Here is a 26,391-nt window from a genome sequence, read left to right on the forward strand (position 1 = left end):
TCAGCAAGCACCATGCCATGAATGCAAGTCGATGATTAAGAAGCTGATTCCATTGTTGCTGGAGGTTCATGAGCGCCACAGGTGCACGAAATGGGTGCGTGTGGACAGCCGTTTGCTCCTGCAGGGGGTGAGGGGTTGCTCATAGGCGCGGCAAAGATATGGGCTGCCCTGATCGCGGCCGGGAGGCCGCTCCTACGGGCGGATTCACCTGCAAGCGGTGGCTATCCCGGATATTGCACCAAGGCGGCTGGCATGAACGGGGTTCGCGCTGTAATCCAAGGACGCCATGGGCATGAAAGGCCCTCCGGGCGGGTTGCAGTTTGCGCCTATTCGATGTCAGGCCGACTCTGGCTGCGCATCCTGGGCGATCCCCCTCGAACCATAGCGACGGCCATGGTTTTTCGGACGATCACCCAAGCTGCTTTGCCAGCCTCGCCCTGAGCATCGAATCCTTGGTGCAATATCCGGGCTATCCCGGATGCGGATGGCCGGGGCTGTATGAGGAGGCAGGCAGGCGCTCCGCTGCACCAGGTTGGTGCGCCATTTTGGGGCGCAAGATTCCGCTTCAGTCCCCGGGTTTATCAGTAAACTCTAATCATCACATCGGCTTAGCCCTGCGCAGGCGCGGCCTGCGGTCGCTGGCACGCTCCTTGCCATAACCCCGGTATCGCATTGAGAACGCATGCACTTGGAGCAACCACAGATGACGAAAGAGAAACTGGTCCTGGTCGGCAATGGCATGGCAGGTGTCCGCACCCTCGAGGAGTTGCTGAAGATCGACCCCGAGCAATACGAGATCACGGTGTTCGGTGCCGAGCCCTATGGCAACTACAACCGCATCATGCTGTCGCCGGTACTGGCCGGTGAGAAGACGCTCGACGAGATCATGCTCAACGACGAGCAATGGTATGCGGAAAACGGCATCACCCTGCACAAGGGCAAGAAGGTGGTGGAGATCGACCGGGTGCGGCGCATCGTCCGCGCCGACGATGGCACCGAGGCCGCCTATGACCGCCTGATCCTGGCCACCGGCTCGCAGCCCTTCATCATCCCGGTGCCCGGCAAGGAGCTGGACGGGGTGATCGCCTTCCGCGACATCGCCGACGTGGAGCGCATGCTGCAGGCGGCCGGCAAGACCAATGGCAAGGCGGTGGTCATCGGCGGCGGCCTGCTCGGGCTGGAGGCGGCCAACGGTCTGCAGAAGCAGGGCATGGACGTCACCGTGGTGCATCTCATGGACAGCCTGATGGAGCGGCAGCTCGATGCGCCGGCGGCGGGCATGCTGAAGCGCTCGCTGGAGGCGCGGGGGCTGAGTTTCCTGATGCCGGCCCAGACCGAGGCGATCCTTGGCCGGGACCGGGTCGAGGGGGTGCGCTTCAAGGACGGCCTGGAGGTGGCCGCCGACCTGGTGGTGATGTCGGTCGGCATCCGCCCCAACATCGAACTGGCCAAGTCCTGTGGCCTGCACTGCGAGCGCGGCGTGGTCGTCAACGACACGCTGCAGACCTTCGATCCGCGCATCTATGCGGTCGGCGAATGCGTGCAGCACCGCGGCCAGACCTACGGCCTGGTGGCGCCGTTGTTCGAGATGGCCAAGGTCTGCGCCAACCACCTGGCGAAGATGGGCATCGCCCGCTATGAGGGCTCGCTGACCTCGACCAAGCTCAAGGTGACCGGCATCGACCTGTTCTCGGCCGGCGACTTCCACGGCGACGAGAACACCGAGTCGCTGGTGCTGCAGGATCCGGGGCGCGAGGTCTACAAGAAGGTGGTGCTGCGCGACAACCGCATCATCGGTGCCGTGATGTACGGCGACACCATCGACGGTAGCTGGTATTTCGAGCTGATGCGCGATGCCACCGACGTCAGCGACATCCGCGACCACCTGCTGTTCGGCCAGGCGCACCTCGGCGATTCCGGGCATGGCGACGACAAGCGGGTGGCGGCCATGGCCGACAGCGCCGAGATCTGCGGCTGCAACGGCGTCTGCAAGGGCGACATCGTCAAGGCCATCACCGAGAAGAAGCTGTTCACCCTGGAGGAGGTGCGCGCCCACACCAAGGCGTCCAGCTCCTGCGGTTCCTGCACCGGCCTGGTCGAGGCGCTGCTGTCCCACGTGCTGGGTGGCGACTACTCCACCGCCCCGCACCTCAAGCCGCTGTGCGGTTGCACCGAACACACCCACGACGAGGTCCGCGCGGCGATCCGCGACCAGGAACTGAAGTCGATGCAGGCGCTGATGCGCGCCCTCGACTGGAAGACCCCGGACGGCTGCGCCAAGTGCCGGCCGGCGCTGAACTACTATCTGCTCTGCCAGTGGCCGGCGGACTACCAGGACGACAGCCAGTCGCGCTTCATCAACGAGCGCGCCCACGCCAACATCCAGAAGGACGGCAGCTACTCGGTAATCCCGCGCATGTGGGGTGGCATCACCTCGCCGGAGGAACTGCGCACCATCGCCGACATCGCCGAGCGCTACGAGGTCAAGACGGTGCACGTCACCGGTGGCCAGCGTATCGGTCTCTATGGTCTGGCCAAGGAACAGTTGCCCGCCATCTGGCGAGAGTTGAGCGCGGCGGGCATGGTCTCCGGGCATGCCTATGGCAAGGCGCTGCGCACGGTGAAGACCTGTGTCGGCAAGGAGTGGTGCCGCTTCGGCACCCAGGACTCGACGGCCCTGGGCATCGCCCTGGAGCAGTTGACCTGGGGTTCGTGGACGCCGCACAAGTTCAAGCTGGCTGCCTCTGGCTGTCCGCGCAACTGCGCCGAGGCGACCATCAAGGACTTCGGCGTGGTCTGTGTCGACTCCGGCTATGAGCTGCACGTCGGCGGCAACGGCGGCGTCAAGGTACGGGCCACCGACTTCCTGTGCCACGTCAAGACCGAGGCCGAGGTGCTGGAATACTGCGCGGCCTTCATGCAGGTCTATCGCGAGGAGGCGCACTATCTGGAGCGCACCGCGCCCTGGATCGAGCGCGTCGGCCTCAGCTACGTCAAGGAGCGGGTGGTCGAGGACGACGAAGGCCGCAAGGCGCTGGCCCGGCGCTTCCAGGAGGCGCAGAAGCATGCCCAGGTCGATCCCTGGGAGGCGCGGGCCAGGGGCGAGGCGGCGCACGAGTTCGTGCCGATCAAGCTGGTCGGTTGAGAATGACCCTCGGCGGGAATGGGCCGTTGGCCCGGATGCCCGCCCGCAAACAAACCATCAGGTGTTGAAAACATGCAAGCAGAAGCAGCGATGACAGAGCAGGAATGGATCGAGGTGGGGCGGCTGGAGGAGATCCCGCGCCAAGGGGCGCGCGTGGTCCGCAGTCGGGACGGTGACATCGCCGTGTTTCGTACCGCGGACGACCAGGTGTTCGCGCTGCGCGACAGATGCCCGCACAAGGGCGGGCCGCTGTCGCAGGGCATCGTGCACGACCACAAGGTCGCCTGCCCGCTGCACGACTGGAAGATCAGCCTGGAGACCGGCGAGGCCGTGGCCCCCGACGAGGGCTGCGCGGCACGTTTCCCGGTACGGGTCGAGGACGGCGTGATCTTTCTCGCGCTGAGTCCGGACCAAGGCTGTCCGAACCGCTGACAGCCGCGGAGCACAGGGGCGTGGGTTGCCCGTAGGAGCGGTCACCAGGCCGCGATACCCGCAACATGCGGAACCTGTGGCAACCTGCAGGAACACCCCGCTGCGCTCCGTATAATGATCCGATGTCTTCCAGCGAAATAAAGACCACCTGCCCCTACTGCGGCGTTGGCTGCGGCGTCCTGGTCTCGGTGGACGAGGCCATGAACGTCAGCGTGCGCGGCGACCCCGAGCATCCCGCCAACCTCGGCCGGCTGTGCTCCAAGGGCGCCGCGCTGGGCGAGACGCTCGGCCCCGACAACCGGCTGCTGTATCCGATGCTGGATGGTGAGCGCAGCGACTGGGGGAGGGCGCTGGACCGGGTGGCGGGCGAATTCAGGCGCATCATCGAGACCCACGGGCCGGACGCGGTGGCCTTCTACGTCTCCGGCCAGTTGCTCACCGAGGACTACTACGTGGCCAACAAGCTGATGAAGGGCTTCATCGGCTCGGCCAACATCGACACCAACTCCAGGCTGTGCATGTCCTCGGCGGTGGCCGGCCACAGGCGCGCCTTCGGCAGCGACAGCGTGCCCTGCAGCTACGAGGACCTGGAGCGGGCCAAGCTGATCGTGCTGGCCGGCTCCAACACCGCCTGGTGCCACCCGGTGCTGTTCCAGCGCATCCGCAGGGCAAAGCAGGACAACCCGGACCTGATGGTGGTGGTCATCGACCCGCGCCGCACGTCGAGCTGCGACATCGCCGATTTGCACCTGGCGCTGCGTCCCGGCAGCGACCTCACCCTGTTCAACGGCCTGCTGGCCTGGCTGGAACGGGCCGGCGAGGTCAACCGCCTGTTCGTCGAGCGCTGCACCGAGGGCGCGGCCGAGGCCCTGGCCGCCGCCCGCGAACAGGCGGGCGATCCCGACCAGGTGGCGCGCGACTGTGGCCTGCCCACGGAGCAGTTGCGCGAATTCTACCGCCTGTTCGCCCGCACCGAGCGGGTGGTGACGGTGTTCTCGCAGGGCATCAACCAGTTCTCCTATGGCACCGACAAGGTCAACGCCATCCTCAACTGCCACCTTGCCACCGGGCGCATCGGCCGCCCCGGCATGGGACCCTTCTCCCTTACCGGCCAGCCCAACGCCATGGGCGGGCGTGAGGTGGGCGGCCTGGCCAACCAGCTTGCCGCGCACATGGACATCGAAGATCCCGCTCACCGTGATCGGGTGCAGCGTTTCTGGGACTCGCCACGCATCGCCGAACGCCCCGGCCTGAAGGCGGTGGAGCTGTTCCAGGCGGTGGCCGAAGGTCGGGTGAAGGCGCTGTGGATCATGGCCACCAACCCGGCGGTGAGCCTGCCCGACAGCAACCGCGTGCGTGCAGCGCTCGAGGCCTGCGAGTTCCTGGTAGTGTCGGACTGCGTGGAACGCACCGACACCACCGCCTATGCCGACGTGCTGCTGCCCGCGCTGGGCTGGGGCGAGAAGGAAGGCACGGTCACCAACTCCGAGCGACGCATCTCGCGCCAGCGCGCCTTCCTGTCCGCGGCGGGCGAAGCCCGTCCCGACTGGTGGATCGTCAGCGAGGCGGCGCGGCGCATGGGCTTCGAGCAGGCCTTTGACTACCGCACGGTGGCGGAGGTGTGGCGCGAGCATGCGGCCCTGTCCGGTTTCGAGAACGACGGCGCGAGGGATTTCGACATCAGCGCCCTGGCCGGACTCGGCGACGAGGCCTATGATCACCTGCAGCCCATTCAATGGCCGGTGACGGCCAACACGCCTGACGGCACGGCGCGCCTGTTCGGCGACGGGCGCTTCCATACCCCCAGCGGTCGCGCGCGGCTGGTGGCGGTGGGCGAACGCCGGCCCGAGCACGCCACCGACGCCGACTACCCGCTGGTGCTCAACACCGGCCGGGTGCGCGACCACTGGCACACCATGACCCGCACCGGCAAGTCGCCGCGCCTGTCCGGCCACATCGTCGAACCCTATGCCGAGCTGCATCCGCACGACGCCGCGCGTTATGGCATCAGCGACAACGGCCTGGTGCGGCTGCGCAGCCGCTGGGGCGAGATCAGCGTGCGGGCGCGCGTCAGCGATGCCCAGCAGCCGGGCAGCGTGTTCGTGCCCATGCACTGGAACCTGCAGTTCTCCAGTGTGCCCAGCGTCGACTGCCTGGTGAACCCGGCTACCGACCCCGTCTCGGGCCAGCCCGAGTTCAAGCACACGCCGGTGGCCATCGAGCCACGCGACCTGGCCTGGTACGGCTTCATCCTCTCGCGCCGCCGGCTGGAACTGCACGACGCCGTACCCCAGGGCGCCTTCTCTGGCTCCTGCGGAACCATTCACCTTGCCTACTGGGTCTGCGCCAAAGGGCAGGGCATGTGGCGTTACGAGATCGCCGGCGACCAGGCGCCGGAAGACTGGGCGCGCCAGGCCCGCGTGCTGCTGTGCAGCCAGGACAGAGAGGTGGACTGGCTGGAATACTTCGATACCGCCGCCAACCGCTACCGCGCCGCGCGCCTGGTGGACGGCCGGCTGGAGAGCTGCATCTTCATCGGTCCGGACATCGAGTTGCCGTCGCGTGACTGGCTGTCGCAACTGTTCGAGCAGGGCCCCCTGAACGATGCCGAGCGCACCAGCCTGCTCACTGGCAAGCCCGCCGCCGGCCAGAAGGATGCCGGGCACGTCGTCTGTGCCTGCTTCGGGGTCGGCGTCAATACCCTGATCGAAGCCATACAGGAACAGAAGCTGAGCAGCGTGGAAGAGATCGGGGAGGTGCTGAAAGCCGGTACCAATTGCGGTTCCTGCGTCCCGGAACTCAAGGCATTGCTGGCGGCACATCACTGAAGGTTCCGTCAGCCCCCAAGCAAGCCCAGGTTAACCCCGATATTGCACCAGGGATTTTCAGGGTGAAGCTACGTAGGAGCGGCCACCAGGCCGCGATTACCCGTGCCCCAACACGCTGCAGCTTTCCCTGACCCACCCATCAGCCTTCCCCAAAGGCTTCCCCAACACCTCGGCATAGAGAAAGACCAGGGCATTGAAGGCCTGATGCTGACTCGTCACCGAAAGCCGCCGTTCAAGTGCAAGGTGGGAAAGAAAGCGGGCAACATCCCTATTGCACAGCGAGATCGGGTGTCGGTATTGATGAAAACGAATGTAGTGGCGTATCCAATAACAATACGCCTGTTCCGTCTTGCGGCTGTAATGAAGGGCGCGGATGGTATTCCGCACCTGATCGAGAAGGCGAATCCCCGTCATTGGCTGTTTCCTCCCTGAAACAACATATACTGTTATTCTATACAGTATAGAACAGATATCAACAGAGGCGATTCAGAAAATACGCCGTGATATCAGACCGGATAGCACGGCGAGAGCATATAATCCCATGTTTTTCACTGAGTTAGTGCGCCGTATCAAACGGGCCAAAGCAGATGGATATACGGCGCCACCCGCACTATTGCTGGAAATCTGATGTCACCGCATGCGCCGCTCAACCCGGAGGCTTGCAAGATTGGTGGTTTTTATATAAAAGCATCAAATAGATAAGGGAATATGGCGAGTCCTTGGAAACCGTGATAGGCGGCAGCCGCCGTCTATTACCCGGTACTGGCTATCAATGCGGCGCTCGCCGTGCGTTTCTTGATATACGGCGAGAGCCGTCTACTAATAGTTCGGCATAAAAAAATCATGAGTCCAACCGTTTTCAAGGAGAAAGGTTACAGATTCTTCTTTGAACCGCCCCGGATATTCCGGAGACTATTTTGTTTGAGTCAGGCCGCCTTGGCCGACTCTTGCTGGTGGCGATAATACGCCGCTTCCAATTCCGCCGGTGGTACATTGCCGATCGGCTCCAGCAGCCGCCGGTGGTTGAACCAGTCCACCCACTCCAGGGTCGCGTACTCGACCGCCTCCATGTTCTTCCAGGGACCCCGCCGGTAGATAACCTCGGCCTTGTACAGGCCATTGATCGTTTCCGCCAAAGCGTTGTCGTATGAGTCACCCCGGCTGCCGACAGAGGCTTCAATACCTGCCTCGGCCAATCGCTCCGTATAGCGCACCGACAGGTACTGGCAACCCCGGTCGCTGTGATGCACTAGACCCTCCGTGTCCCGGCGAGACCACAGCGCCTGCTCCAGCGCATCCAGCACCAGGTCCGTCCGGAGCGAGCGCGACACGCGCCAGCCGACGATCCGGCGGGCGTAGACGTCCACTACGAACGCCACATAGACAAAGCCCGCCCAGGTTGCCACGAAGGTGATATCCGCCACCCACAACTGGTTCGGCCGCGTCGCCGTAAACTGCCGGTTCACCCGGTCCAGCGGACGGTCCGCCGCCTCATCGCCGACCGTCGTCCGGCAGCGGCGCCCACGTACCACGCCACGCAGCCCCTGCGACCGCATCAGACGCTCCACCGTGCAGCGTGCCACCGCGAACCCCTCCCGGTTCAACTGACGCCAGACCTTCCTGGCACCGTACACCTGGAAATTCTCTTCCCAGACCCGCCGGACCTCATCGGACAGTGCCTGGTCGCGCTTCACACGCGGCGGTAGCCGTTCCGGGTCGGCCTCACGGGCCTTGTGTTCGTAGTAGGTCGACGGGGCAATCGGCAATACCGCGCAGATCGGCTCGACCCCGTAGCGATCCTTGTGATCGTCGATGTAGGCGATCATCTCCTCAGCTTGCGGTCGAGCTCCGCCTGGGCGAAAAAAGCCGACGCCGTCTTCAGTATCTCGTTGGCCCGCTTCAGCTCCCGGTTCTCCCGCTCCAGCGCCTTGAGCCGCTCACGTTCCGAGGTCGTCAGGCCCTCTCGCAGTCCCTGGTCACGCTCCGCCTGTCTCACCCATTTCCGAAGCGTCTCCGGCGTACAGCCAATCTTGGCCGCAACGGAGGCCATCGCCGCCCACTGTGAATCATGTTCACCCTGGTGCTCGAACACCATGCGAACCGCCCGTTCCCGCACTTCCGGGGAATATCTCGTACTCTTCTTCATGACTCTATCCTCTCAAGAAATAGAGTCTCCGGTAAACCCGGGGCGGTTCACTTTTTCTCGAAAGAAGAAGAGAGAATGCATGTTCACATCATATCTGGGGAAGGGGAGGCAAAGTTCTGGCTAAGTCCAGAGATAGAATTGGCCAGGAATTATCAGTTCAGCAGAAAGCAGCTGAAGGAAATCGAATCATTGATAGAGGTTCATTACGATGAGCTCGTTAGCACATGGCAAAAACACTTCAGCCGTTGAAGTAACAAATATTTCGTTCCATGGCTTGTGGATTCTTGCGCATGGTAAGGAATTGTTTATTCCATACGATCAATTCCCTTGGTTCAAAGATCAAAAATTATCATCTGTACTAAAAGTAGAAGAGGTGTCGCCTGGTCATTTCTATTGGCCCGATTTGGATGTCGACTTAACTGAAGAGATTATCGAACACCCAGAGCGTTTTCCATTGTCAGCCAAAAGCACCTCTTAGTAACAATTGCGCCCAGTTCGCCCCTGCGGGGATCGGGCCTCGTTTACGCTCGGCCGCTGGCGCACAACGTTATCGGTCAAAAGGAAGTTCGGAGTAATATTATGCCACCTGACGATTAAGGTGAGTGACATGGTAAAAACAGTCGAAGAGTTAGAACGTGAAATCCGCTCCTTGAGCGATGATGATCGAAATCATTTGTTGAGGGATCTTGTAGCGGATCTAGATGGTGAACGTGACCCGGAAGTTGAGAAAGCCTGGCTAGAGGAAGCACAGAGAAGATTTCGTGAGCTAAAGGATGGCGTTGTTGAAGGTATATCATCCCGGGACGTTTTTAAAAATTCGAGGAATCGCCTGAATAAATGAATATCGAATTCCACCCAGAAGCAAGCGTGGAATTTCTGGCTGCAGCGGACTTTTACGAAAATGAAGTTCCCGGACTTGGTGAAGGATTTATATCCGAGGTGAAGCGAATAACCGCGCTTATAGGATCGCATCCTGCCATTTGCACGCCAATTGATGAAGTTTTCCGTAGGGATGTATTAGTACGATTTCCGTTCTCTGTCATATATGATTCTGAAAATAACAGGTTATGGATTATTGCAGTAGCTAACCAGAGGCGTCGGCCCGGCTATTAGCGTGACAGAGATGACCGATAACCAGCGCTTCCAGCCGACGCAAAAAACGCGCGGCTGAAGTACACCGTTATGTGCAATAAAGCAAAATAAATAAGATGAGTCGAGCATATTACTCCGCCACATTAGAGAAATTTCAGAATGATCGAGATGACTTGATCCTTGGCGAGTTAACTCGGAATCATCAATTTGCACTTGAAGATTTACAGAGAAATGCATGGATATATCAAGTCCATATACTTAAAAACACACTAACGGAATTGCCAGGCTGTTACCTTGCATTTGAGTATGCAATTCCAAGAATGGGGAAGCGTGTAGATATTGTTCTTCTTTATCAAGGCGTGATTTTTGTCCTTGAATTTAAAGTCGGGGAAAAGAGTTATACCAATTCTGCCATAGAACAAAGCTTGGACTATGCGGTAGACTTAAAAAATTTCCATGAGGAGAGTCACAGTCGAGCCATTGTTCCCATAGTTGTTGCAACTGAAGCATTTGATTGTGAACTGGAAATTCAATCGTACCCCGATCGTGTCTTCTCACCTGTAAGATCAAACCAGAGTAATTTTGTCTCACATATAAAGTTAATCTCAGCTGAAATCAATGAAGATAAACATTTAGATCCCGTTCAATGGATTGAGTCGATATACAAGCCAACACCCACCATCATTGAAGCGGCCCAGGCTTTATATAAAGGTCACAATGTCAAAGAGATATCCAGGTCAGATTCAGGAGCTATCAATCTTGGAGTCACTTCAGACACGATAAATGAAATTATAAATTCATCTAAGGAAAATAATAGAAAATCAATTTGTTTCATTACAGGGGTGCCCGGTGCCGGAAAGACGCTAGCGGGTCTCAATATTGCGAACGAACGCCACAACGTTGACGAAGGTGAGCATGCGGTATTTCTCTCCGGCAATGGCCCCCTTGTTGAAGTGCTTCAAGAAGCTCTGGCCAGAAATGAAGTGGCTGAAAAAAAAGGCACAGCTCAGCAAATAAGCAAAAACCAGGCTTTAACGAAAACGAAAGCATTTATTCAGAATATTCACCATTTCAGAGATGATGCACTTCAAAATGACAAGCCCCCTATAGAGCGTGTAGCGGTGTTCGATGAGGCGCAACGTGCATGGACATTAGAGCAAACAAGATCTTTTATGGCTCGAAAAAAAGGTATCCAAGGTTTTGATATGTCAGAACCAGAATTCCTTATTAGCGTGCTAGATCGGCATAGTGATTGGGCAACTATTATTTGCTTAATTGGAGGTGGTCAGGAAATAAATACTGGTGAAGCCGGTTTGTCTGAATGGTTTTCGGCAATTCAAAGAGATTACCCGCATTGGGATGTTTATGTTTCAAAGAAACTCACAGATCAAGAGTACACAAATGGGGAAAACATATACTCCTCGTTGAATGATAATCAACTAACAGTAAGAGATGAACTTCATCTATCGGTATCAGTCAGGTCCTATCGCTCAGAGAAGTTGGCTGCTTTCGTTAAAGCTTTCCTAGATGGTAATACTCTGGAGGCCCGTACAATATACGCGCAACTAAAGGACGATTATCCTATTGTGGTAACGCGAAATATTGATGATGCGAAAAAATGGTTGAGGTCGCAGGCTCGTGGTGGTGAGGGCCTGGGTATTATCGCTTCGTCAGGTGCATATAGGTTAAGACCATATGGTATACATGTGAAATCCGCTATTGACCCAAAAACATGGTTCTTAAATGATAGGAGTGATATTCGTTCGGCCGGATTTCTTGAAGACGTTGCAACTGAATTCGATATCCAAGGACTCGAACTTGATTGGGCCTGTGTGGCATGGGATGCCAATTTAAGAAAACTTGATGACTACTGGGAATTTAAGAGCTTTCGCGGCACCGAATGGCAGAACATTAATGACGAAATTAGGAGGCGGTACCTATTAAATGCTTATCGAGTTTTATTGACAAGGGCAAGACAAGGCATGGTTATATTTATACCAGAAGGTGATGAATCAGATAGAACTAGAAAACCTGATTTCTATAACCCAGTCTTTCAGTATTTTATGGAGTGTGGTGTGGCATGTATATAAAAGTACATACAAGGCACTCCACTGGACAGCAATTTCGCTGCGCTACATTGCCGCCGGGCTAGATCTCACTATGGTTCATCGCGGGTGGATAGGAAATTGGAATTACGAGAGAGCGCCTGCAGAAGCAAAGATGAGATTTTTTAGCGGATTGGCGAGGCGTCGCGGGCTGGCGGCCGTTACCTTAACGGCGGTGACGTCTGCCGTTCTTGCCCAGGCATGAGGGTCAGCAGGGAAGGGTGGGGTGCCCGGCCCGTCTGCCCTGCATTGGGCCGGGGCGGGCCGGATTGTGGTCAGCCGGCGGCCTAGCCCGCATATTGCACGAAGGATTCGAGTTTCAGGGCGAATCTGGCCAAGCAATTTGTTCGATCGCCCCCGAAACATAGCCGTAGCTAGGGTTCAAGGGGGATCGGGCAAAATGCGACGCCAGATTTGGTCTGAACTCGAATAGGCACAAACTGTAACAGGGCACAATTGCTCGCAGAGGGAATTACTGCCTTGATAAATACCGGAAAAATTACGCATTCAAGGCCGCCTTCGTGCAATATGCGGGCTAGGCCTCGTCCTCGATCTTGAACTCGTGGAACTTGTCCATCAGATCATCGGCGATCCTGACCAGCTGGTCGCCGATCTGCCTGATCTCCTGGCTTTCGCCCAGGGTCTTGTCCGCGAGGTCGGCGATGGCGACCACGTTGCGGTTCATTTCCTCGGCGACCGCACCCTGTTCGCTGGCTGCGGTTGCGATCTGGGTGGTCATGCTGTCGATGGAGTCGACGGCGTGGTCGATCTCGCTCAGCGAGTCCCGGGCACTGCCCGCTTCGGCAACGGCAGCCTCGGCGCGGCTGCGGCCGACATCCATGGCTGTGACCGCCTGTTCGACGCCGCTGCAGAGTTCTTCGATCACGCTGTTGATCTCCTGGGTCGCATCCTGGGTGCGGTTGGCCAGGGAGCGGACCTCGTCGGCCACCACGGCGAAGCCGCGTCCGTGCTCGCCAGCCCGGGCCGCCTCGATGGCGGCGTTGAGGGCCAGCAGGTTGGTCTGCTCGGCGATGCCGCTGATGGTTTCGATGATGGTGCCGATGTTGCGGCTCTTCTCTGAGAGTTCCTGGATGACGCCGGACGAATGCCGTACGTCGTCAGCCAGTTTGTGGACGGTATCGGCTACCTGGGCGACGATGGCCTGGCCCTTCTTGGTTTCCTGATGGGCGCTGTGGGTGGCCCGGGCGCCTTCCTCGGCATTCCTCGCCACGTCCTGCACGGTGGCGGCCATCTCGTTCATCGCCGTCGCCACCTGGTCGGTTTCTATGTGTTGGCGCTGCATGCTGTCGGCGAGCAAGCTGACGCTGTCGTTGATGTTGCCCGATTTCGTGGTCAGGGCCACGGCCGTGTCCGACAGGTTGTGGATCATGGTGCGCAGGTTCGAGCGCATGTAGTTCAGGGCCTCGCACAGATGGCCGATCTCGTCCTGGCTGTGAGTCTCGATGTGACCGCTGAGGTCGCCATTGGCGACGCGCTTGGCAAAGCCGGTCGCCTGCAGCAGTGGCAGGGAGATGCTGCGGCCCACGAACCAGAGAGCGGCCAGGATGATGCCGACCGAGGCCAGGGCGATGGAGACGAGCAGTTGCAGGTCATGCCAGGCCTGCTGCTGCTTGCCTGTCATGGCCGCCTGCAGGTCGCCGGCCAGTCGGTCCTCGACCTTTTTCAGAAGATTGATCTTGTGGGTGATGGTGTCGAACCAGTACTTGGAGTCGATGCCGAAGCCGGTCATGGCCTGCGGAGTGGTGGCAGACAGTCTCTGGTCGATGTATTTGCTCGCTACGGCAACCATGCGCGTGACCTCGGCAACACGGGGATCGGAGAGGGTCTGCGCATAGAATTCGCGCTGCGCGGGGGAGGCCAGAGAGGTGAATTTTGCAAGATAGATGGATTGCGCCTCGAGAAGGCGTATGAAGTAGCTGCCCGTATTCCCAGCAAAATGATTCTGGCCAAAGGCGGCGCTGAGCACGGCGCGGATGACGCCTTCCCGCTCCTTGGCCTGCATGAAATTCTCGTAGGCGGAATAGTGGTGGTTGATCTCCTGTTCATCCACGGCATAGGCGGCGAAACGTACTACATCGAGCAACAGGCGGTTGATGTGGGTATAGAATTCCAGTTCCTCCTCGAGGTCGAGCGTATGCTGGTCGACCCGGGTGCGGAAAGCGTCGATGCTTTGCAGTGCCGCCAGGGCCTGCTGCAGGCTGTTGGCGAAGTCCTCCCCGTAGCCTGCACTGGAAAAGCCACCAAGGAATTGCAGTAGCTGGTGGCGTTTCTCATCCGTCAACTGGCGCTGCTTGCGCATGGTTTCCAGGAATGCCTGGGAACCCTTGGCGAGATAGCCGGCCGAGGCGCCGCGTTCCTTCTGGGTTTCGTGGAGCAGGCTGCCAATCCGGATGCCCAGATCGGTGACGGGGGCGAAGGCTTCCATCTCTTGGGCCAGACGGTAGCGGTCGAACACCTGCATGGCAGCAAATGTCAGGGCCAGGATGAGGGGGGCAAGACCCAGTATCAGGATCTTGGCTTTAATGCTGTGAAACATGGTTTCCTCCGTCGAGCGGATCATTGCAGGCAGGGTAGGCAGGACTCGTCAGGGTTATCGTTCTCGGGGCGGTTTTCTTGAGTTGTCCCGGTGATGGATTTGACCTGGATCACGCAAGGCAGAATTGATTTAAGTCAGTGTATGTCATGGCGAATTCTGGTGGCCACGATTGTGTGCGCGCCTTCGGGAGCGTGGCCGGATTGCCTCCGTTTCTGCTCCGGGTCAGCGGCTGCGCCAGCGGTGCATGGGCATGCAAAAGAGAGGAAAGAAAAACGGCCGCGCAAGGCGGCCGTCAGGGGAGTGGGGAGGCGGTTCAGGCCAGGGCGAGGCCCGGGTTGCCTTCCACGTTCTTCAGCTTCGGAACATTCAGTTCGGTAATGTTCACGGTCTTCTTGCTGCGCAGGTAGTTCGCCACCACGTCCCATACGGGACGGGTGTCCAGGGGCTGCGCAACGCTGGCCCAGCCGGCGACCACGTATTCCTTGTTGGCCTCGATCGGCTTGCCGTTCAGTTCCATGTGGGTGATCCGCTTGCCGATGCGGGCGGTGGGGTCGATCTCGTACTTGAGGCCGCCGACCCGTACCATGTCGCCACCCTGCTGGTAGTAGGGATCCTCGTTGAACAGGTTGTCGGCGACGTCCTCCAGCACCTCCTTGATCCGCGTGCCGCTCATGTTGTTGAGCGTCACCGAGGGGTAGGTGATGGCGGTCTGGGTCATTACGTCTTCGAAGGTGATGGGCGAGCCGGGCAACAGGCTGACGCCCCAGCGGAAGCCGGGCGAGAGGGAGATCTCGGCGCCCATTTCCTCGATCAGCGCGTCGCAGATCAGTTGGTCGAAGGTGCCGTTGAAGTTGCCGCGGCGGTAGAGCAGGGTGTCGGTGGTCGCCAGTTCCTCGTTCAGCTTGTCCTTGTACGGGGCGCGGACCTTGTCGACATAGGCGGCCATCTGCGGATCGGGCTCCAGCATGTTGGCGAACACCGGCAGCAGGTGGTAGCGGTAGTCGCGGACCTTGCCGTCCCTGACATCGAGGTCGAGCACCGCCAGGTACTTGCCGTTGGAGCCGGCATTGGTGACCAGGGTTTTGCCGCCGGCATTGTCGACCAGAACCGGCTGCGGAATGGCGTCGTGGGTGTGGCCGCCCATGATGGCATCGATGCCGGTTACCCGGCTGGCCATCTTCAGGTCGACGTCCATGCCGTTGTGCGACAGTACCACCACGACCTGGGCGCCCTCGCCACGGGCCTTGTCGACCATCTCCTGCATGTGCTCGTCGCGGATGCCGAAGCTCCAGTCCGGGATCATGTAGCGGGGGTTGGCGATCGGGGTGTAGGGAAAGGCCTGGCCGATGATGGCGGTCGGCACGCCGTTGATCTCGCGGATCACGTAGGGCTTGAAGACCTGCTCGCCCCAGTCCTTGTCGACGATGTTCTGGGCAACGAAGTCGATCTTGTCCTTGAAGTCCTTCTCGATGATCTCGCTGACCCGCTCGGCGCCGAAGGTCATCTCCCAGTGCGGCGTCATCACGTCGACGCCGAGCAGCAACTGGGCGTCGACCATGTCCTGGGCGTTGGTCCACAGCGAGGTGGCCGAGCCCTGCCAGGTGTCGCCACCGTCCAGCAGCACCGAGCCCGGGCGCTGGGCACGGATCTTCTTGACCAGACTGGCCAGATGGGCGAAGCCGCCAACCTTGCCGAACTTGCGCGCTGCCTCGACGAAATCGATGTAGGTGAAGGCGTAGGCCTCGGGAGTGCCGGCCTGGATTCCGTATTTTTTCAGGAAATGCTTGCCGACCAGGTGGGGCGGCCGGCCGCGCATGCTGCCGATGCCGAGATTGATGCTCGGCTCGCGGAAATAGATGGGCATCAGCTGGGCATGACAGTCCGTGTAGTGCAGCAGCGAGACATTGCCGAAGCTGGGGATCTCATAGAGTGTGCTCGACATCTTGTTGGGCTTGATGCCGGTCGGCAGCTTCTGGGTCTGGAAACCGGATTCGCACCCTGCGAGATAGATGCCGGAAGCGCTGGCGACGGCAAGCATCTGCAAGAATTCACGGCGCGATATGGTCATGGGTAATCCTCCAGGAAAGACGGCAGAGAGTAGGGTAGTCCATTTGCTCCATTACATGCTGAATACAGACGCGGCGGGACGTCTGGATATTCCCTGGGCAGGTCGCACGTGCGGAAACAAAAAACCCGGTCTGGCTGCCCAGACCGGGTTTCGACAGCGTGCGACGCCTATTTGCGGGCGCCCGGGCCGTTGACCGGCAGCCCGTTGCTCATGTAGGAGTGGAAGTACTCGAGAGCCCGGTACTCGTCGCTCTGGGCCTTGTAGGGCTTGGCACGGACCTGCTTGTTGCAGCCTCCGTAGCGGCGGTGCAGGGTGCCGAGACTGCCCCACTTGGAACGGTAGACCGGGAAGTGCGTCACGTGGCCCAGTGCCGGGCTGAGGATATCGGCACGGATGCGGTTGCCGGCGTTGTACTGGTGGCAGTCCGCGCAGGACATGTTCAGCTGGCCACGCTTGGCATAGAAGTGGTGCTTGCCACGCTCATAGGCGGCGATTGCCCGGGGATCGTTCGGCACCTTGATGTTCATCTTCTTGCCACGCGAGGTGTAGGCCATGTAGGCGGAGATCTGGGCGATCGCGCCTTTCTTCCACTTCAGCGGCTTTTCGCCGTTCTTCACCCGGCAGTCGTTGATGGCGCTCTCCAGGGTGACCACCTTGCCACTGGCGGTGTCGAAGTAGGGGTAGTTCTGGCGGATGCCGATACCCTCGTTCTCGAAGCAGCTGGCGTAGGTCTTGCCGTTCTTGAATGGCGTATTGAACAGCTTCTTGCCCTTGTCGATATCGAGCTCGTAGGGCGGGAAGTCCTCGATCGATTCCCACTGCGCGCGCGATGCAGCGTCCACGGCGTAGACGCCGTTGACATAGTCCTCGAACGGAATGTTCGGGAAGCGTTGCTGGTAATAGGCGCGGAAGGCCTTCAGGTCTTCCTGTGGGGTGGCGCTGGCCGTCTGCGGCATGCTGGCCACCAGGCCGAGTACCGCGACGATGCTCAGGAGTTTCTTCATGGAATATTGCCTCCTCTGATAGTGGGCAGGTTCACGCCGATCGGCGTGAACCAGGCTCTTATTCGACTTCGATGATCTTGGTCTCGATGGAGTCGCTTTTGCCCTTGTTATCCACCCAGCGCAGTTTCAGGATGTCACCGTTGCTGGCCCCCTTGAAGCGGAACGACAGGTAGGGGTTCTTGGAGATGGCCGGACCCCATTCCGCGGTCAGTACCGCGTTGCCGTTGTGTTCGCAAACCACCTCCTGAATGAAGTGGGCCGGAATCAGTTTTCCGGTGCTCTTGTCTTTGCGCTGTCCGGTTTCCATCGGGTGGCTGATGAGAGCCTTCACCGTGGTAACGCCCTTGGACAGCTTTGCACGAATCTTGATCGTGTTAGCCATGTCTTCTCGTCCTCTTTGAAACTGGATCCAGGATTTCGTGATTGGCGCGCAGGGCCTAGCCGCCGCAGCCGCCGATGGTGACCTTGACTTCCTTGCCGGTGCTGTACAGCTTGCCGCCGGCCTTGACCACAGCGATCACGCTGGAAGTCTTGCCCATCTTGATGCGGGTGGCGATGTAGCCCGCGGTGCCCGGCCCCAGGGTGTAGGACGAGGTCAGGGGGTTGGCGTTCTTCTCGGCAACGATGCTGATCGATTCGATGCCATCGATGCTGGTGCTGACGGAGACCGGCACCACGGCACCGTTCTCGGCGATGTCCGGCGCCTTGATCTTGATCTTGTCACTGCCCTCCAGTGCGCTGCTGCCGAACAGTGCGTTCAGTGCGGCATCGACGGAAGTGGCGGTGAAAGCGTCCTTGGGCCAGGCAGCCATGACGGTGCGGGGCGTCAGCAGACCGCTGCCTGCTGCAATGCTGACGGCGCCGGCAGCGAGAGTGCCCTTCAGTAACGTTCTGCGTTTCATGTTAGTCACTTGATGTTTCTCCCAGCGAAACGGTTGATCGCTTACAGCGAATGGATGAATTCCACGACCTTGTCGATTTCACTCTCCGACAGGATCTTGTGCCGGCCGAACGGCGGCATGATGGTGTTCGGGTTTCTCTTGGTCGGATCCCAGATCTGGGCGCGAAGCTTGGCCTTGTCCGGGAAGCGGGCCTGCATGGCTACCAGCGGCGGGCCGATGTTGCCGGGCAGCTTGCCGCCGGCGATCTGGTGGCAGGCCAGGCAGTTGCCCTTCTTGCGGTTGAACGCGATCTCCTTGCCTTGTTCGATGACAGACTTCGCGCCGCCGGCTTCGGCTGCGCTGACTGTCGGAGCGAGTGCCAGGCTTCCGAGCATGACTGCTACGGAAGCGGCTGTCGAGATGATGCTAGAACGTTGCCGCATCGGTGCCTCCTCAGTGGGTTGGTTATTCAACGGATGGCTGCTGTCTTTTTGTGGGAATTGTCCGGGTATGCCGAAACGCGTCGCTTTATCAGATGGATGCTCGACATCACCGGAATATAGTCCCGCACCATGCCTGAGTCAAAAAACAAATCGTCGGTTTTCCGACGTACCAGGGCTGCCCTCTCTCCGGCTGTTCAGATGGCAGTAGCCGGTATTTCAGTTGCGGGTTGCGGGTCGATGCAACCGCTGTCTGTTATGACGTCGGGGGTTGTCGATTTATTCCGTCTCTTGCGCCTGACGGCTGGAGGGCGTGTTTCAGGGGGTATGCCGGGTGTCGCCGTGCTCCTCCTGGTCGGCGAGCGCCTCCTGCTTGAGCTGCCGGAGCCGCGATTCGACCCGTGACACCTGGTAGAAGTCCAGATCGTCCTGCTTCAGCGCCAGGGTCAGTTGCTCGATGGCAGTTCTTGTCTGGCCCTGCAGGTAGTAGTACTCGGCCATGGCGGCATGGGCCTCGGCGACGGCGCCCAGCCCGGTCTCGGCCCGGGCGAGCAGGGCGTAGAGGCTCGGGTCGCGGGTTTCGCCGTCCCGCAGGCGGGATGTCAGGAGTTCCCGGGCCTGCCGGAAGTGACGGGTTCCGACCAGGGCCTCGGCATAGACGCGGATCACCGTCAGGTTGTCGGGGTAGATCTTGAGCAGACGGTCCAGCTCTGCCAGGGCCTCATCGTCGCGGTGACTCTGGCGCAGGGCCTGGCTGTAGGCGGTGCGGTAGGCGATCCGGTCCGGGTCGGCCTTGCGCAGGCTGGAGAGGATCTGCAGGGCCTGTTCGTTCCGGCCAAGCCGCAATGCGGCCAGGGCCAGGCCATAGCGCCGGGCGGCGGCCGGCATCGGCCGGTCCGGTTCCCGGAAATAGCTCAGCAGCTGTTGCGGGTCGCGGGCGTCGAGTACCCGCAGCTTGGCCTGGGTGAGGTGGAAAGCCAGGCTGTTGCGAGCCTGTGCCGCCGGCATCTGGTCGGCGCGTGACAGGGCATCGGAGATGCGTTCCGAGGTGACCGGGTGGGTGCTGAGGAAGGGTGGCGGGCGGTTGCCGTAATAACGGGTGAACTGCTGCAGCCGTTCGAAGAAGGCCGGCATGCCCAGTGGATCGAAGCCGGCCTGCTGCAGGGTCTGCATGCCGATGTGGTCGGCCTCCTTCTCGTTACTGCGGGTGAAGTCGATCTGCTGCTGCAGGCTGCCGGCCTGGGCCGACATCAGGGCGGCCATGCCGGCCTCGCTGTTCTGGGTGCCGATGAGGATGGCGGCCAGGATGGCGGCCGCCGTGGGCAGGCTCATGCGGCTGGCGCTGTCGTAGGCGCGGGCCAGGTGGCGCTGGGTGACGTGGGCGATCTCGTGGGCCATGACCGCGGCCAGCTCGCTTTCGTTGCGGGCCGCCAGGATCAGACCGGAGTGGATGCCGATGTAGCCACCAGGCCCTGCGAAGGCGTTGATGGCGTCGTCCTTGACCACGAAGAAGGTGAAGGGTTGAGCGGCCCCGTCGCCGGCCGCGGCCAGCCGGCTGCCGAGCGCCTGGACGTAGCTGGTGATCTCCGGGTCCTCGACGAAGGCCACGCTGAGGCGCAGCTGGCGCATGAACACCTCGCCCAGGGCGCGTTCCTGTTCCGGCGATACCGTGGCGCCGGCAGGATCGCCGATCTCCGGCAGAACGATGGGGGCGGCCGGGACGGACAGGCTGGTGGCCAGGCACAGGATGGCCAGGGTGGTGCGGATGCGCTGAGGGGTTCTCACGGCATGACGATCCATTGCCGAACGACTGCGTTCGTACTCTGTGACCACCATACGGGAGTCTTCGTTCCATGGCCAGACGGGACGCTTCTGCCCGCGCCAGCGTGGGGCAGGCTGCCTGGCCCGCGCGGCGAATCCCCGGGGCGACCTATGGCGCAGGGGTTGAAGGCAAGGTCGGCAAACAATATTATTGGATTCTAATATACCTTGGGCATGGCTTTTATTAACCCGGCAACTAAATATGCCGAGTTCAGGACTTCAGGCCTGTTCCGGGACAAGGCGCGGCCCGCCGGCAAGGGTCGGTCTCCTTGTCAAGGGCCGGAACGCCGGACCGGGACAGGCCTGAAGCCCCGGTCATTCCATGATTCAATGGGTTCGGCCGCCGTGTGCCTGTCTGCGGACGGCGTTATCGAACCTTGCCGTAGGCATGCTACGGCGGCGTTTCGATGCCTTGCCGCAGGCAGGCACACGGCGGCTGAACACGGCATATTTAGTCGCCGGGTTAATATCGAGTAGAGGCAATAAAAAGGATGGATATGTATACAGTCAACGAGATCGACAGTCAGACCCTGGCAGAGACCCTGGCCGAGAATCCGCAGGCGGTTCGGCTGATCGATGTCCGTTCCCCCGCGGAGATGGCGCAGGGGATCATCCCGGGCAGCGAGCCGCTGCCCCTGCATCTGCTGCCGCTGCAGGCGGATACCCTGCTCGCAGGTGACCGGCCGCTGGTCATCTATTGCCGGAGTGGCGCGCGTTCCGCCCAGGCCTGCATGTTCCTTGCGGGGCGCGGTGGGAATGCACAGCGTATCCTCAACCTGCGTGGTGGAATCATCGATTGGGTCCGCCAGGGAAATCAGGTGGTTAGCCCGGAAGCAGGGCGCGCTGTGGGTTGATGCGCCGCGTCTGCGACGCTGTTCGGTGATACGCTCGGGCTTGCGTTTACAGGGTACTTACCTTATAAGTGCACACTCAAAAATTCGAGCACCACTGATTTCCGTACCACAATGATGTACTTGTAAAGAGAGGAGTACCCTGATAATGGCGAATTTCGACGATGAACTGGATGCGTCCGGCCTGAACTGCCCGCTGCCGATCCTGCGTGCCAAGAAGGCGCTGACTGCCCTGGATAGCGGCAAGGTCCTGCATATCATTGCGACCGATCCGGGTTCGGTGAAGGATTTCGAGGCCTTTGCCAAGCAGACCGGCAACGAGCTGCTGGAGTCCAAGGAAGAGGGTGGCAAGTTCCACTTCCTGATCAAGAAGGCCTGATCCGGAGACTGGTCCGCGCCGGCGTCTCGGCAGCGGGCGGACTATCCGAAAAAAGACGGCCCGGCGGGGATCTCCGCCGGGCCGTCTTTTTTTGCAGTGGGCAACTCGTTCAGAGGTTCCAGACCAGCTGGGCGCTGAGGATGTCGACGCTGTTGTCGTAGCTGCCGCTCAGGGTGTTGCTGACGCTGTCGGCATGGTTGATCGGCGTGTCGCTGATGAACAGATGCGAGTAGCCGGCATCGATCCGGGTGTCGGCGTCGAGGCGATAGCTGAAGCCGGCCGAGAGCCAGCGCCGGTCGTTGCCGGGGATGCGCGGCGTGCGGTGGCGGGCATCGGGGATGGGTTCTTCGTCGAAGGCCAGGCCGGCGCGCAGGGTCCAGCGATCGTCGTAGCGGTAGTTCAGGCCCAGGGCGTAACGCAACACGTTTTCCCAGCTTTCGTCGACCACCGACAGGGTGGTGCTGCCGTTGGCGCCGATGATGCGCAGTTCCTCGAAGCGGCTCCAGCGGGTCCAGGTGATGTCGGCCAGCCACTGCAGGTCGGGGTGGCTCTGCCAGGCCAGCGACAGGGAAAGGCTCTCCGGCAGATTCAGCCTGGCCGTGACCTTCTGATCGGTGAACACGGCATTGAACAGAGCGGCCTGGGCGGCTGACGCCGGGGCCGTGTAGTCGACGTTGCCCTTCAGGGTGTGGTTGATCCTGGAACGGTAGGCAAGGCCGAGGCGGACGGCGTCGCTGAGCTCGTAGGTCAGGCCCAGGTTGTAGCCCCAGCTCCAGTCGTCACCGGTCATGGTGGCGAAGCCGTCCGCGGTCTGGGGCGCGGTGATGCCGGCGCCGATGCAGGTGGCGGTGGGGATGCTGAAGGGAATGAGGCTGCTGCTGGAACTTGCCAGGCAGAGGCTGCCGAAGTCCACGGCATTGCTGAGTTCGGCATCGATGTACTGGGCGTCGATGCCGATGCCGAGCGACAGGCGGTCGGTGGCGCGCCAGGCCAGGGTCGGATTGATGTTGAGTGTCAACAGCTCTGACTTGACGCCCTCATAGCGTCCCACCCAGTCCCGGTCGTAGCGGGTCTCCAGGCCGAAGGGGGCGTTGATGCCGATGCCCAGAACGAACCGTCCGCCGAGCGGATGGCTGTAATAGAAGTTGGGTACGAATGCGGTTTCGCCGCCATCCCCGCCGTTGCCGCCGCTGAGCGGCAGGCCGCCGAGCGACGGGTTGGTCGACGAAGCGTTGTTGCTGAATTTTGCCGTCGGCGAAATGATGTGGCCCGCCACTACCAGCTGCGATCGGTCCAGCCGGGTCAGGCCGGCGGGGTTGAAGAACAGGGTACTGGCATCCGCCGCCGTGGCGGCGCTGCCGGCAAAGGCGTTGCCCAGGCTGCTGGCGCTCTGTTCGATGATGGCAAAACCGGCACCTTGTGCCGAACTGGCGACGCCTGCCAGCAGAATGGCGACGGCGAATTGACATCTGGCGGCAAACTGGAAGCAATCTGACATGGAAGACTCCCCTGGGTTTTTGTCGTCGATCGCCGTCATTGAAGCACAAAACCTTCCTGAGATCAGTGAATACAGGGCCCTGCGGCCTTTTCGCCCCCCCATGGCGGGATGTTGCTTGGGTGCAACGCGCTTCCTTGAGCCGTTTGTCGGCATGGTCTTTGCTAATACAACGCTGATTTGACAATTTGTTGGGTGGTCGTCATCCTGTTGCGGTCGTCACAACGGGTTGTTGCCAAAATACAACGACGGTAGATTTCCTTGAGCCAGGAGGGATGAAAGCATGAAACACACATATAAGGGATCGGTGATTGCCTGTGCAGTCGCTGCCGCACTCGCCGCCCCCGCTGTCTACGCCACCAATGGGTATTTCAAGATCGGTTACGGGTCCAAGTCGCGCGGCATGGCCGGTGTTTCCACCGCCTATGCCCAGGACGCCATGGCCGGTGTCACCAACCCGGCCAACATGGCCCTGGTCGGCAATCGTGTCGACGTCGGCATGGAGCTGTTCAACCCGCGGCGTGATGCGCGCCTGGATGCAACGGGCATGACGGCCGATGGCGTGAATGCGGCCGGTGCCGACAGCGGCAAGGTCGAGAGCGGCGCCACCCTGTTCGCCATCCCCCATGCCGGTTTCGTGATGAATATGGCCGGCGGCATGTCCATGGGCCTGACCATCGCGGCCAACGGCGGCATGAACACCCGTTACAACTCGAACGTCTATTTCAATTCCCTGGGTCCGGCAATCAGCGCCTTTGCCTCGGCACTCGCTGCAGGCCCCTATTCGGGCAGCGCCTCCGACGTCGCAGCCATCAATGCCGTGGCTGCCGGACTGGGCACCGATCCTGATACCACGACCCAGACGCTGGGTGTCAACCTGGCCCAGCTGATCATCGCGCCGTCGGTCGCCTGGAAGCTCAACGAGAACCACAGCGTCGGCGCCTCGCTGCAGATCGGCTACCAGCGTTTCCGTGCCTATGGCATCGGCCTGTTCAAGGGCTTCTCCAGCAACCAGAACAAGGTGACCAACAACGGTGACGACGACGCCTGGGGTGCCGGTCTGCGTGTGGGCTGGACCGGCCAGATCACCGACAGCCTCACCCTGGGTGCCAGCGCTGCGTCCAAGATCTACATGCAGAAATTCGATACCTACAAGGGGTTGTTCGCCGAGCAGGGTGACTTCGACGTGCCGGCCAACCTGTCTCTGGGCATCGCCTTCAAGGCCACGCCCAAGACCACCCTGGCCATCGACGTGCAGCGCATCTTCTATGGCGACGTTGCCGCCATCGCCAATCCGGGCCCGACTGCGGATGAGTTCATGGATGGCTTCATGGCGGTGCTGACCAGCAATACCAGCAACCCGATTCGTTCGGTCGCCAAGCCCTTGGGTACCGACAATGGCTGGGGCTTCGGCTGGGACGACATCACCGTGGTCAAGATCGGCATCGAGCACCAGTACAACGAGAAGTGGACCTTCCGCGGGGGCGTCAATCTGGGTCAGAACCCGATCGACGACAAGGAGAACCTGTTCAACATCCTCGCGCCCGGCGTGGTCCGCAATCACCTGACCCTGGGCTTCACCTACAGCCCGACTCCCAGCAGCGAGCTGACCATGGGTTATATGCATGCCTTCCGCGTGGACCAGTCCTTCAACTACCAGACGAGCACCGCCTGGAGTGCGGCGACCGGTTTCCCGCAGCAGCAGTACCTGACCGAGATCGGCATGGACCAGAACTCGCTGGAATTCAGCTACGCGATGAAGTTCTGAGGTCGATCGGGAGAGGGATTGCCCGACGCAGTAACAAAAAGGGGTCATGGCAGCATGACCCCTTTTCTTTTCGAAAAAGAAGGCTATAAAGCTGTAAGGTTTTTTCGGCGTTTGCCGCAAAAAGACTGATATCCGATCACAGAGGATGAGGAGGGTAAGGATGAGGACGTTGCTGAAACTGTTGTTTGCATCGCTGCTTGCAGTCGCTACGCTGCTGCCTATGGCCGGCGCCGTGCAGGCGGCCGAGCGTTACAAGCCATTCGTGCTGGCCTGGCGCGGTACCGGTGATTTCCAGGAAAAGGTCGAGGAGGTGAAGCAGAACCTGGAGGATGCCGGTTTCACCATCGTAGCGGTTTTCGATCCCTATGATGAGAATGCCCATGTCGACGATGCGCGAGTCATCGTCTTCACCAGCGAGGCGCTGAAAAAGGTCGCGGCCAAGTCGGAGATGGGCGGCTTTGCCGCGCCGCAGCGCGCCGCGGTGACGCGCATCGGTGACGATCTCCAGGTGGCCTACTTCAACCCGCTCTATATGGCCTATGCCTACCGCCTGAAGAGTGACCTGTCGAACACGGCAGCGGCGCTGGAGAAGGCCCTGGGCAAGATCGAGACCTTTGGTTCCAGGAAGGGGCTGACCGCGCGCAAGCTGCGCAAGTATCACTATACCTTCGGCATGGAGTACTTCGACGACCCCTATGAGCTGGCCGAATATGGCAGTCACAAGGAGGCGCTGGCCGCGGTGGAGAAGCATCTGGACAACAACGACCTGGGCGTAAAGAAAGTCTACCGCATCGACATCCCCGGCACGGAGCAGAGCGTATTCGGTATCACCCGCCGGATCCCTGAGGGTGGTGACAAGCACGCCGACGATCAGTGGATCATGGGGGTGGTGGATTTCGAGGAACTGAAGGTGACACCCTATCTGCCCTACGAGATCATGGTCGACGGCAAGGACGTGGTTGCCCTGCACATGCGTTTCCGCATGGCGGTCAGCCGGCCGGACCTGAAGATGATGGGCAAGAACAGCTTCATGAACCTGATGCCCAGCCCGGAGGCGATCCGCAAGCTGCTGACCCGCGCCGTGGGTGGCGAGCCCTAGTTCGGCTCTGTTCAGGCATACACCTCGAGCCCCGGCTTTGCCGGGGCTTTTTTGTTCAACCGCCGGGGAATCGCGATCTGGCGATCGTTCCCACACCACGACAGCGAGCTGTCAGCAGGCACGGCGGTCACGCCGCGATTGCCCGTTTCCCGCGGGTCAACGGCCCCCGCCGCAGGCATAAAGTATTACAACAGCGTGTCGCTATAGGGCGTAAGCAGGGATGAAGGTGGCTGACAAGAGGTTTCCTGAGAACGAAAGTGGGGATTGGGATCAATGAACA

Annotated in this window: 23 protein-coding genes and 1 other annotated feature; of the genes, 13 read left to right on the plus strand and 10 right to left on the minus strand. The window is 60.5% G+C overall.

The window, feature by feature from the left end:
* The first annotated feature begins 703 nt into the window (after nt 1-703).
* From nirB to QVG61_RS03520, 3 genes are all read left to right on the plus strand, one after another.
* Complete coding sequence (nirB, locus tag QVG61_RS03510) at nt 704-3,145, plus strand: nitrite reductase large subunit NirB (protein WP_289931942.1); 2,442 nt, start codon at nt 704-706, stop codon at nt 3,143-3,145.
* Nucleotides 3,146-3,217: 72 nt separating this feature from the next.
* Nucleotides 3,218-3,577 (plus strand): nitrite reductase small subunit NirD, encoded by a 360-nt coding sequence (gene nirD / locus QVG61_RS03515; protein ID WP_289931943.1) that lies wholly within the window; start codon nt 3,218-3,220, stop codon nt 3,575-3,577.
* A 122-nt stretch (nt 3,578-3,699) separates the two neighbouring features.
* On the plus strand, nt 3,700-6,405 hold the full coding sequence (locus QVG61_RS03520) for a nitrate reductase (protein ID WP_289931944.1): 2,706 nt from the start codon (nt 3,700-3,702) through the stop codon (nt 6,403-6,405).
* A gap of 96 nt (nt 6,406-6,501) precedes the next feature.
* On the opposite strand, the gene QVG61_RS03525 is transcribed toward QVG61_RS03520, so the two are convergent.
* Nucleotides 6,502-6,819, minus strand: a complete 318-nt coding sequence (locus tag QVG61_RS03525) for a phage integrase N-terminal SAM-like domain-containing protein (protein WP_289931945.1) — start codon at nt 6,817-6,819, stop codon at nt 6,502-6,504.
* 512 nt (nt 6,820-7,331) lie between these two features.
* Nucleotides 7,332-8,551, minus strand: a protein-coding gene (locus QVG61_RS03530) for an IS3 family transposase (protein ID WP_289931946.1) whose coding sequence is annotated in 2 segments (ribosomal slippage) — nt 7,332-8,263 and nt 8,263-8,551 — 1,221 coding nt in all. Because the reading frame shifts where the segments join, the coding sequence is not laid out codon by codon here.
* Nucleotides 8,157-8,273, minus strand: a sequence feature (AL1L pseudoknot). Its footprint overlaps the gene before it by 117 nt.
* A gap of 75 nt (nt 8,552-8,626) precedes the next feature.
* Here QVG61_RS03530 and QVG61_RS03535 point away from each other — a divergent pair.
* The 5 genes from QVG61_RS03535 (at nt 8,627) to QVG61_RS03555 (ending at nt 11,733) form a co-directional block, all read left to right on the plus strand.
* Nucleotides 8,627-8,800: a DUF4160 domain-containing protein gene (locus QVG61_RS03535; RefSeq protein WP_289931947.1), complete on the plus strand. Its 174-nt coding sequence runs from the start codon at nt 8,627-8,629 to the stop codon at nt 8,798-8,800.
* Nucleotides 8,760-9,029, plus strand: a complete 270-nt coding sequence (locus QVG61_RS03540; protein WP_289931948.1) for a DUF2442 domain-containing protein — start codon at nt 8,760-8,762, stop codon at nt 9,027-9,029. The genes QVG61_RS03535 and QVG61_RS03540 overlap by 41 nt, the downstream gene beginning before the upstream one ends.
* 129 nt (nt 9,030-9,158) lie before the next feature.
* On the plus strand, nt 9,159-9,392 hold the full coding sequence (locus QVG61_RS03545; RefSeq protein ID WP_289931949.1) for an addiction module protein: 234 nt from the start codon (nt 9,159-9,161) through the stop codon (nt 9,390-9,392).
* Nucleotides 9,389-9,664 (plus strand): type II toxin-antitoxin system RelE/ParE family toxin, encoded by a 276-nt coding sequence (locus tag QVG61_RS03550; RefSeq protein WP_289931950.1) that lies wholly within the window; start codon nt 9,389-9,391, stop codon nt 9,662-9,664. Before QVG61_RS03545 ends, QVG61_RS03550 begins: the two co-directional genes overlap by 4 nt.
* A gap of 95 nt (nt 9,665-9,759) precedes the next feature.
* Entirely contained in the window at nt 9,760-11,733 is a 1,974-nt protein-coding gene (locus tag QVG61_RS03555) for a DUF2075 domain-containing protein (protein WP_289931951.1), read from the plus strand.
* 550 nt (nt 11,734-12,283) lie between these two features.
* On the opposite strand, the gene QVG61_RS03560 is transcribed toward QVG61_RS03555, so the two are convergent.
* The 7 genes from QVG61_RS03560 to QVG61_RS03590 form a co-directional block, all read right to left on the minus strand.
* On the minus strand, nt 12,284-14,305 hold the full coding sequence (locus tag QVG61_RS03560) for a methyl-accepting chemotaxis protein (protein WP_289931952.1): 2,022 nt from the start codon (nt 14,303-14,305) through the stop codon (nt 12,284-12,286).
* 313 nt (nt 14,306-14,618) lie between these two features.
* A complete protein-coding gene (soxB, locus tag QVG61_RS03565; protein WP_289931953.1) occupies nt 14,619-16,373 on the minus strand; it encodes a thiosulfohydrolase SoxB in 1,755 nt (584 codons plus the stop codon).
* A 167-nt stretch (nt 16,374-16,540) separates the two neighbouring features.
* Nucleotides 16,541-17,377 carry a sulfur oxidation c-type cytochrome SoxA gene (soxA, locus tag QVG61_RS03570; RefSeq protein WP_289931954.1) on the minus strand — a complete coding sequence of 279 codons (837 nt, stop codon included), beginning with the start codon at nt 17,375-17,377 and terminating at the stop codon, nt 16,541-16,543.
* A 58-nt stretch (nt 17,378-17,435) separates the two neighbouring features.
* Nucleotides 17,436-17,759: a thiosulfate oxidation carrier complex protein SoxZ gene (gene soxZ / locus QVG61_RS03575; RefSeq protein ID WP_289931955.1), complete on the minus strand. Its 324-nt coding sequence runs from the start codon at nt 17,757-17,759 to the stop codon at nt 17,436-17,438.
* Nucleotides 17,760-17,814: 55 nt separating this feature from the next.
* Nucleotides 17,815-18,279, minus strand: coding sequence for a thiosulfate oxidation carrier protein SoxY (gene soxY / locus QVG61_RS03580; RefSeq protein WP_354671178.1), 465 nt, complete (start codon nt 18,277-18,279; stop codon nt 17,815-17,817).
* A 41-nt stretch (nt 18,280-18,320) separates the two neighbouring features.
* The gene (gene soxX, locus QVG61_RS03585; protein WP_289931957.1) at nt 18,321-18,701 is read right to left on the minus strand and encodes a sulfur oxidation c-type cytochrome SoxX; all 381 of its coding nucleotides are present in this window, start codon (nt 18,699-18,701) and stop codon (nt 18,321-18,323) included.
* A gap of 315 nt (nt 18,702-19,016) precedes the next feature.
* Nucleotides 19,017-20,483: a M48 family metalloprotease gene (locus QVG61_RS03590; protein ID WP_289931958.1), complete on the minus strand. Its 1,467-nt coding sequence runs from the start codon at nt 20,481-20,483 to the stop codon at nt 19,017-19,019.
* Nucleotides 20,484-21,016: 533 nt separating this feature from the next.
* Between QVG61_RS03590 and QVG61_RS03595 the strand changes: the two genes are divergently transcribed.
* Both QVG61_RS03595 and QVG61_RS03600 read left to right on the plus strand, forming a co-directional pair.
* Complete coding sequence (locus QVG61_RS03595; protein ID WP_289932703.1) at nt 21,017-21,373, plus strand: rhodanese-like domain-containing protein; 357 nt, start codon at nt 21,017-21,019, stop codon at nt 21,371-21,373.
* Between the two features lie 145 nt (nt 21,374-21,518).
* Entirely contained in the window at nt 21,519-21,749 is a 231-nt protein-coding gene (locus tag QVG61_RS03600) for a sulfurtransferase TusA family protein (RefSeq protein WP_289931959.1), read from the plus strand.
* 109 nt (nt 21,750-21,858) lie between these two features.
* Here the strand turns inward: QVG61_RS03600 and QVG61_RS03605 are convergent, their stop codons facing one another.
* Nucleotides 21,859-23,247, minus strand: coding sequence for an outer membrane protein transport protein (locus QVG61_RS03605; protein WP_289931960.1), 1,389 nt, complete (start codon nt 23,245-23,247; stop codon nt 21,859-21,861).
* Between QVG61_RS03605 and QVG61_RS03610 the strand changes: the two genes are divergently transcribed.
* From QVG61_RS03610 to QVG61_RS03620, 3 genes are all read left to right on the plus strand, one after another.
* Nucleotides 23,246-23,428 carry a hypothetical protein gene (locus QVG61_RS03610; RefSeq protein WP_289931961.1) on the plus strand — a complete coding sequence of 61 codons (183 nt, stop codon included), beginning with the start codon at nt 23,246-23,248 and terminating at the stop codon, nt 23,426-23,428. The genes QVG61_RS03605 and QVG61_RS03610 overlap by 2 nt on opposite strands.
* Nucleotides 23,429-23,527: 99 nt before the next feature.
* Nucleotides 23,528-25,012: an outer membrane protein transport protein gene (locus QVG61_RS03615; protein WP_289931962.1), complete on the plus strand. Its 1,485-nt coding sequence runs from the start codon at nt 23,528-23,530 to the stop codon at nt 25,010-25,012.
* 160 nt (nt 25,013-25,172) lie between these two features.
* Nucleotides 25,173-26,111, plus strand: a complete 939-nt coding sequence (locus tag QVG61_RS03620) for a hypothetical protein (protein WP_289931963.1) — start codon at nt 25,173-25,175, stop codon at nt 26,109-26,111.
* Nucleotides 26,112-26,391 lie beyond the last annotated feature (280 nt).

The sequence above is a fragment of the Thiohalobacter sp. IOR34 genome, assembly GCF_030406045.1.
Lineage (GTDB): Bacteria > Pseudomonadota > Gammaproteobacteria > Thiohalobacterales > Thiohalobacteraceae.

Excerpts from the sequence above, each read along its gene's own strand:
- nirB (WP_289931942.1), top strand. The coding sequence starts at position 704 with ATGACGAAAGAGAAACTGGTCCTGGTCGGCAATGGCATGGCAGGTGTC.
- QVG61_RS03525 (WP_289931945.1), bottom strand. The coding sequence starts at position 6,819 with ATGACGGGGATTCGCCTTCTCGATCAGGTGCGGAATACCATCCGCGCC.
- QVG61_RS03550 (WP_289931950.1), top strand. The coding sequence starts at position 9,389 with ATGAATATCGAATTCCACCCAGAAGCAAGCGTGGAATTTCTGGCTGCA.
- nirD (WP_289931943.1), top strand. The coding sequence starts at position 3,218 with ATGCAAGCAGAAGCAGCGATGACAGAGCAGGAATGGATCGAGGTGGGG.
- QVG61_RS03620 (WP_289931963.1), top strand. The coding sequence starts at position 25,173 with ATGAGGACGTTGCTGAAACTGTTGTTTGCATCGCTGCTTGCAGTCGCT.
- QVG61_RS03545 (WP_289931949.1), top strand. The coding sequence starts at position 9,159 with ATGGTAAAAACAGTCGAAGAGTTAGAACGTGAAATCCGCTCCTTGAGC.
- QVG61_RS03595 (WP_289932703.1), top strand. The coding sequence starts at position 21,017 with ATGTATACAGTCAACGAGATCGACAGTCAGACCCTGGCAGAGACCCTG.
- QVG61_RS03615 (WP_289931962.1), top strand. The coding sequence starts at position 23,528 with ATGAAACACACATATAAGGGATCGGTGATTGCCTGTGCAGTCGCTGCC.
- soxB (WP_289931953.1), bottom strand. The coding sequence starts at position 16,373 with ATGACCATATCGCGCCGTGAATTCTTGCAGATGCTTGCCGTCGCCAGC.
- QVG61_RS03560 (WP_289931952.1), bottom strand. The coding sequence starts at position 14,305 with ATGTTTCACAGCATTAAAGCCAAGATCCTGATACTGGGTCTTGCCCCC.
- QVG61_RS03520 (WP_289931944.1), top strand. The coding sequence starts at position 3,700 with ATGTCTTCCAGCGAAATAAAGACCACCTGCCCCTACTGCGGCGTTGGC.
- QVG61_RS03535 (WP_289931947.1), top strand. The coding sequence starts at position 8,627 with ATGCATGTTCACATCATATCTGGGGAAGGGGAGGCAAAGTTCTGGCTA.
- soxZ (WP_289931955.1), bottom strand. The coding sequence starts at position 17,759 with ATGGCTAACACGATCAAGATTCGTGCAAAGCTGTCCAAGGGCGTTACC.
- QVG61_RS03600 (WP_289931959.1), top strand. The coding sequence starts at position 21,519 with ATGGCGAATTTCGACGATGAACTGGATGCGTCCGGCCTGAACTGCCCG.
- soxA (WP_289931954.1), bottom strand. The coding sequence starts at position 17,377 with ATGAAGAAACTCCTGAGCATCGTCGCGGTACTCGGCCTGGTGGCCAGC.
- QVG61_RS03605 (WP_289931960.1), bottom strand. The coding sequence starts at position 23,247 with ATGTCAGATTGCTTCCAGTTTGCCGCCAGATGTCAATTCGCCGTCGCC.
- soxY (WP_354671178.1), bottom strand. The coding sequence starts at position 18,279 with ATGAAACGCAGAACGTTACTGAAGGGCACTCTCGCTGCCGGCGCCGTC.
- soxX (WP_289931957.1), bottom strand. The coding sequence starts at position 18,701 with ATGCGGCAACGTTCTAGCATCATCTCGACAGCCGCTTCCGTAGCAGTC.
- QVG61_RS03610 (WP_289931961.1), top strand. The coding sequence starts at position 23,246 with ATGGAAGACTCCCCTGGGTTTTTGTCGTCGATCGCCGTCATTGAAGCA.
- QVG61_RS03540 (WP_289931948.1), top strand. The coding sequence starts at position 8,760 with ATGAGCTCGTTAGCACATGGCAAAAACACTTCAGCCGTTGAAGTAACA.
- QVG61_RS03555 (WP_289931951.1), top strand. The coding sequence starts at position 9,760 with ATGAGTCGAGCATATTACTCCGCCACATTAGAGAAATTTCAGAATGAT.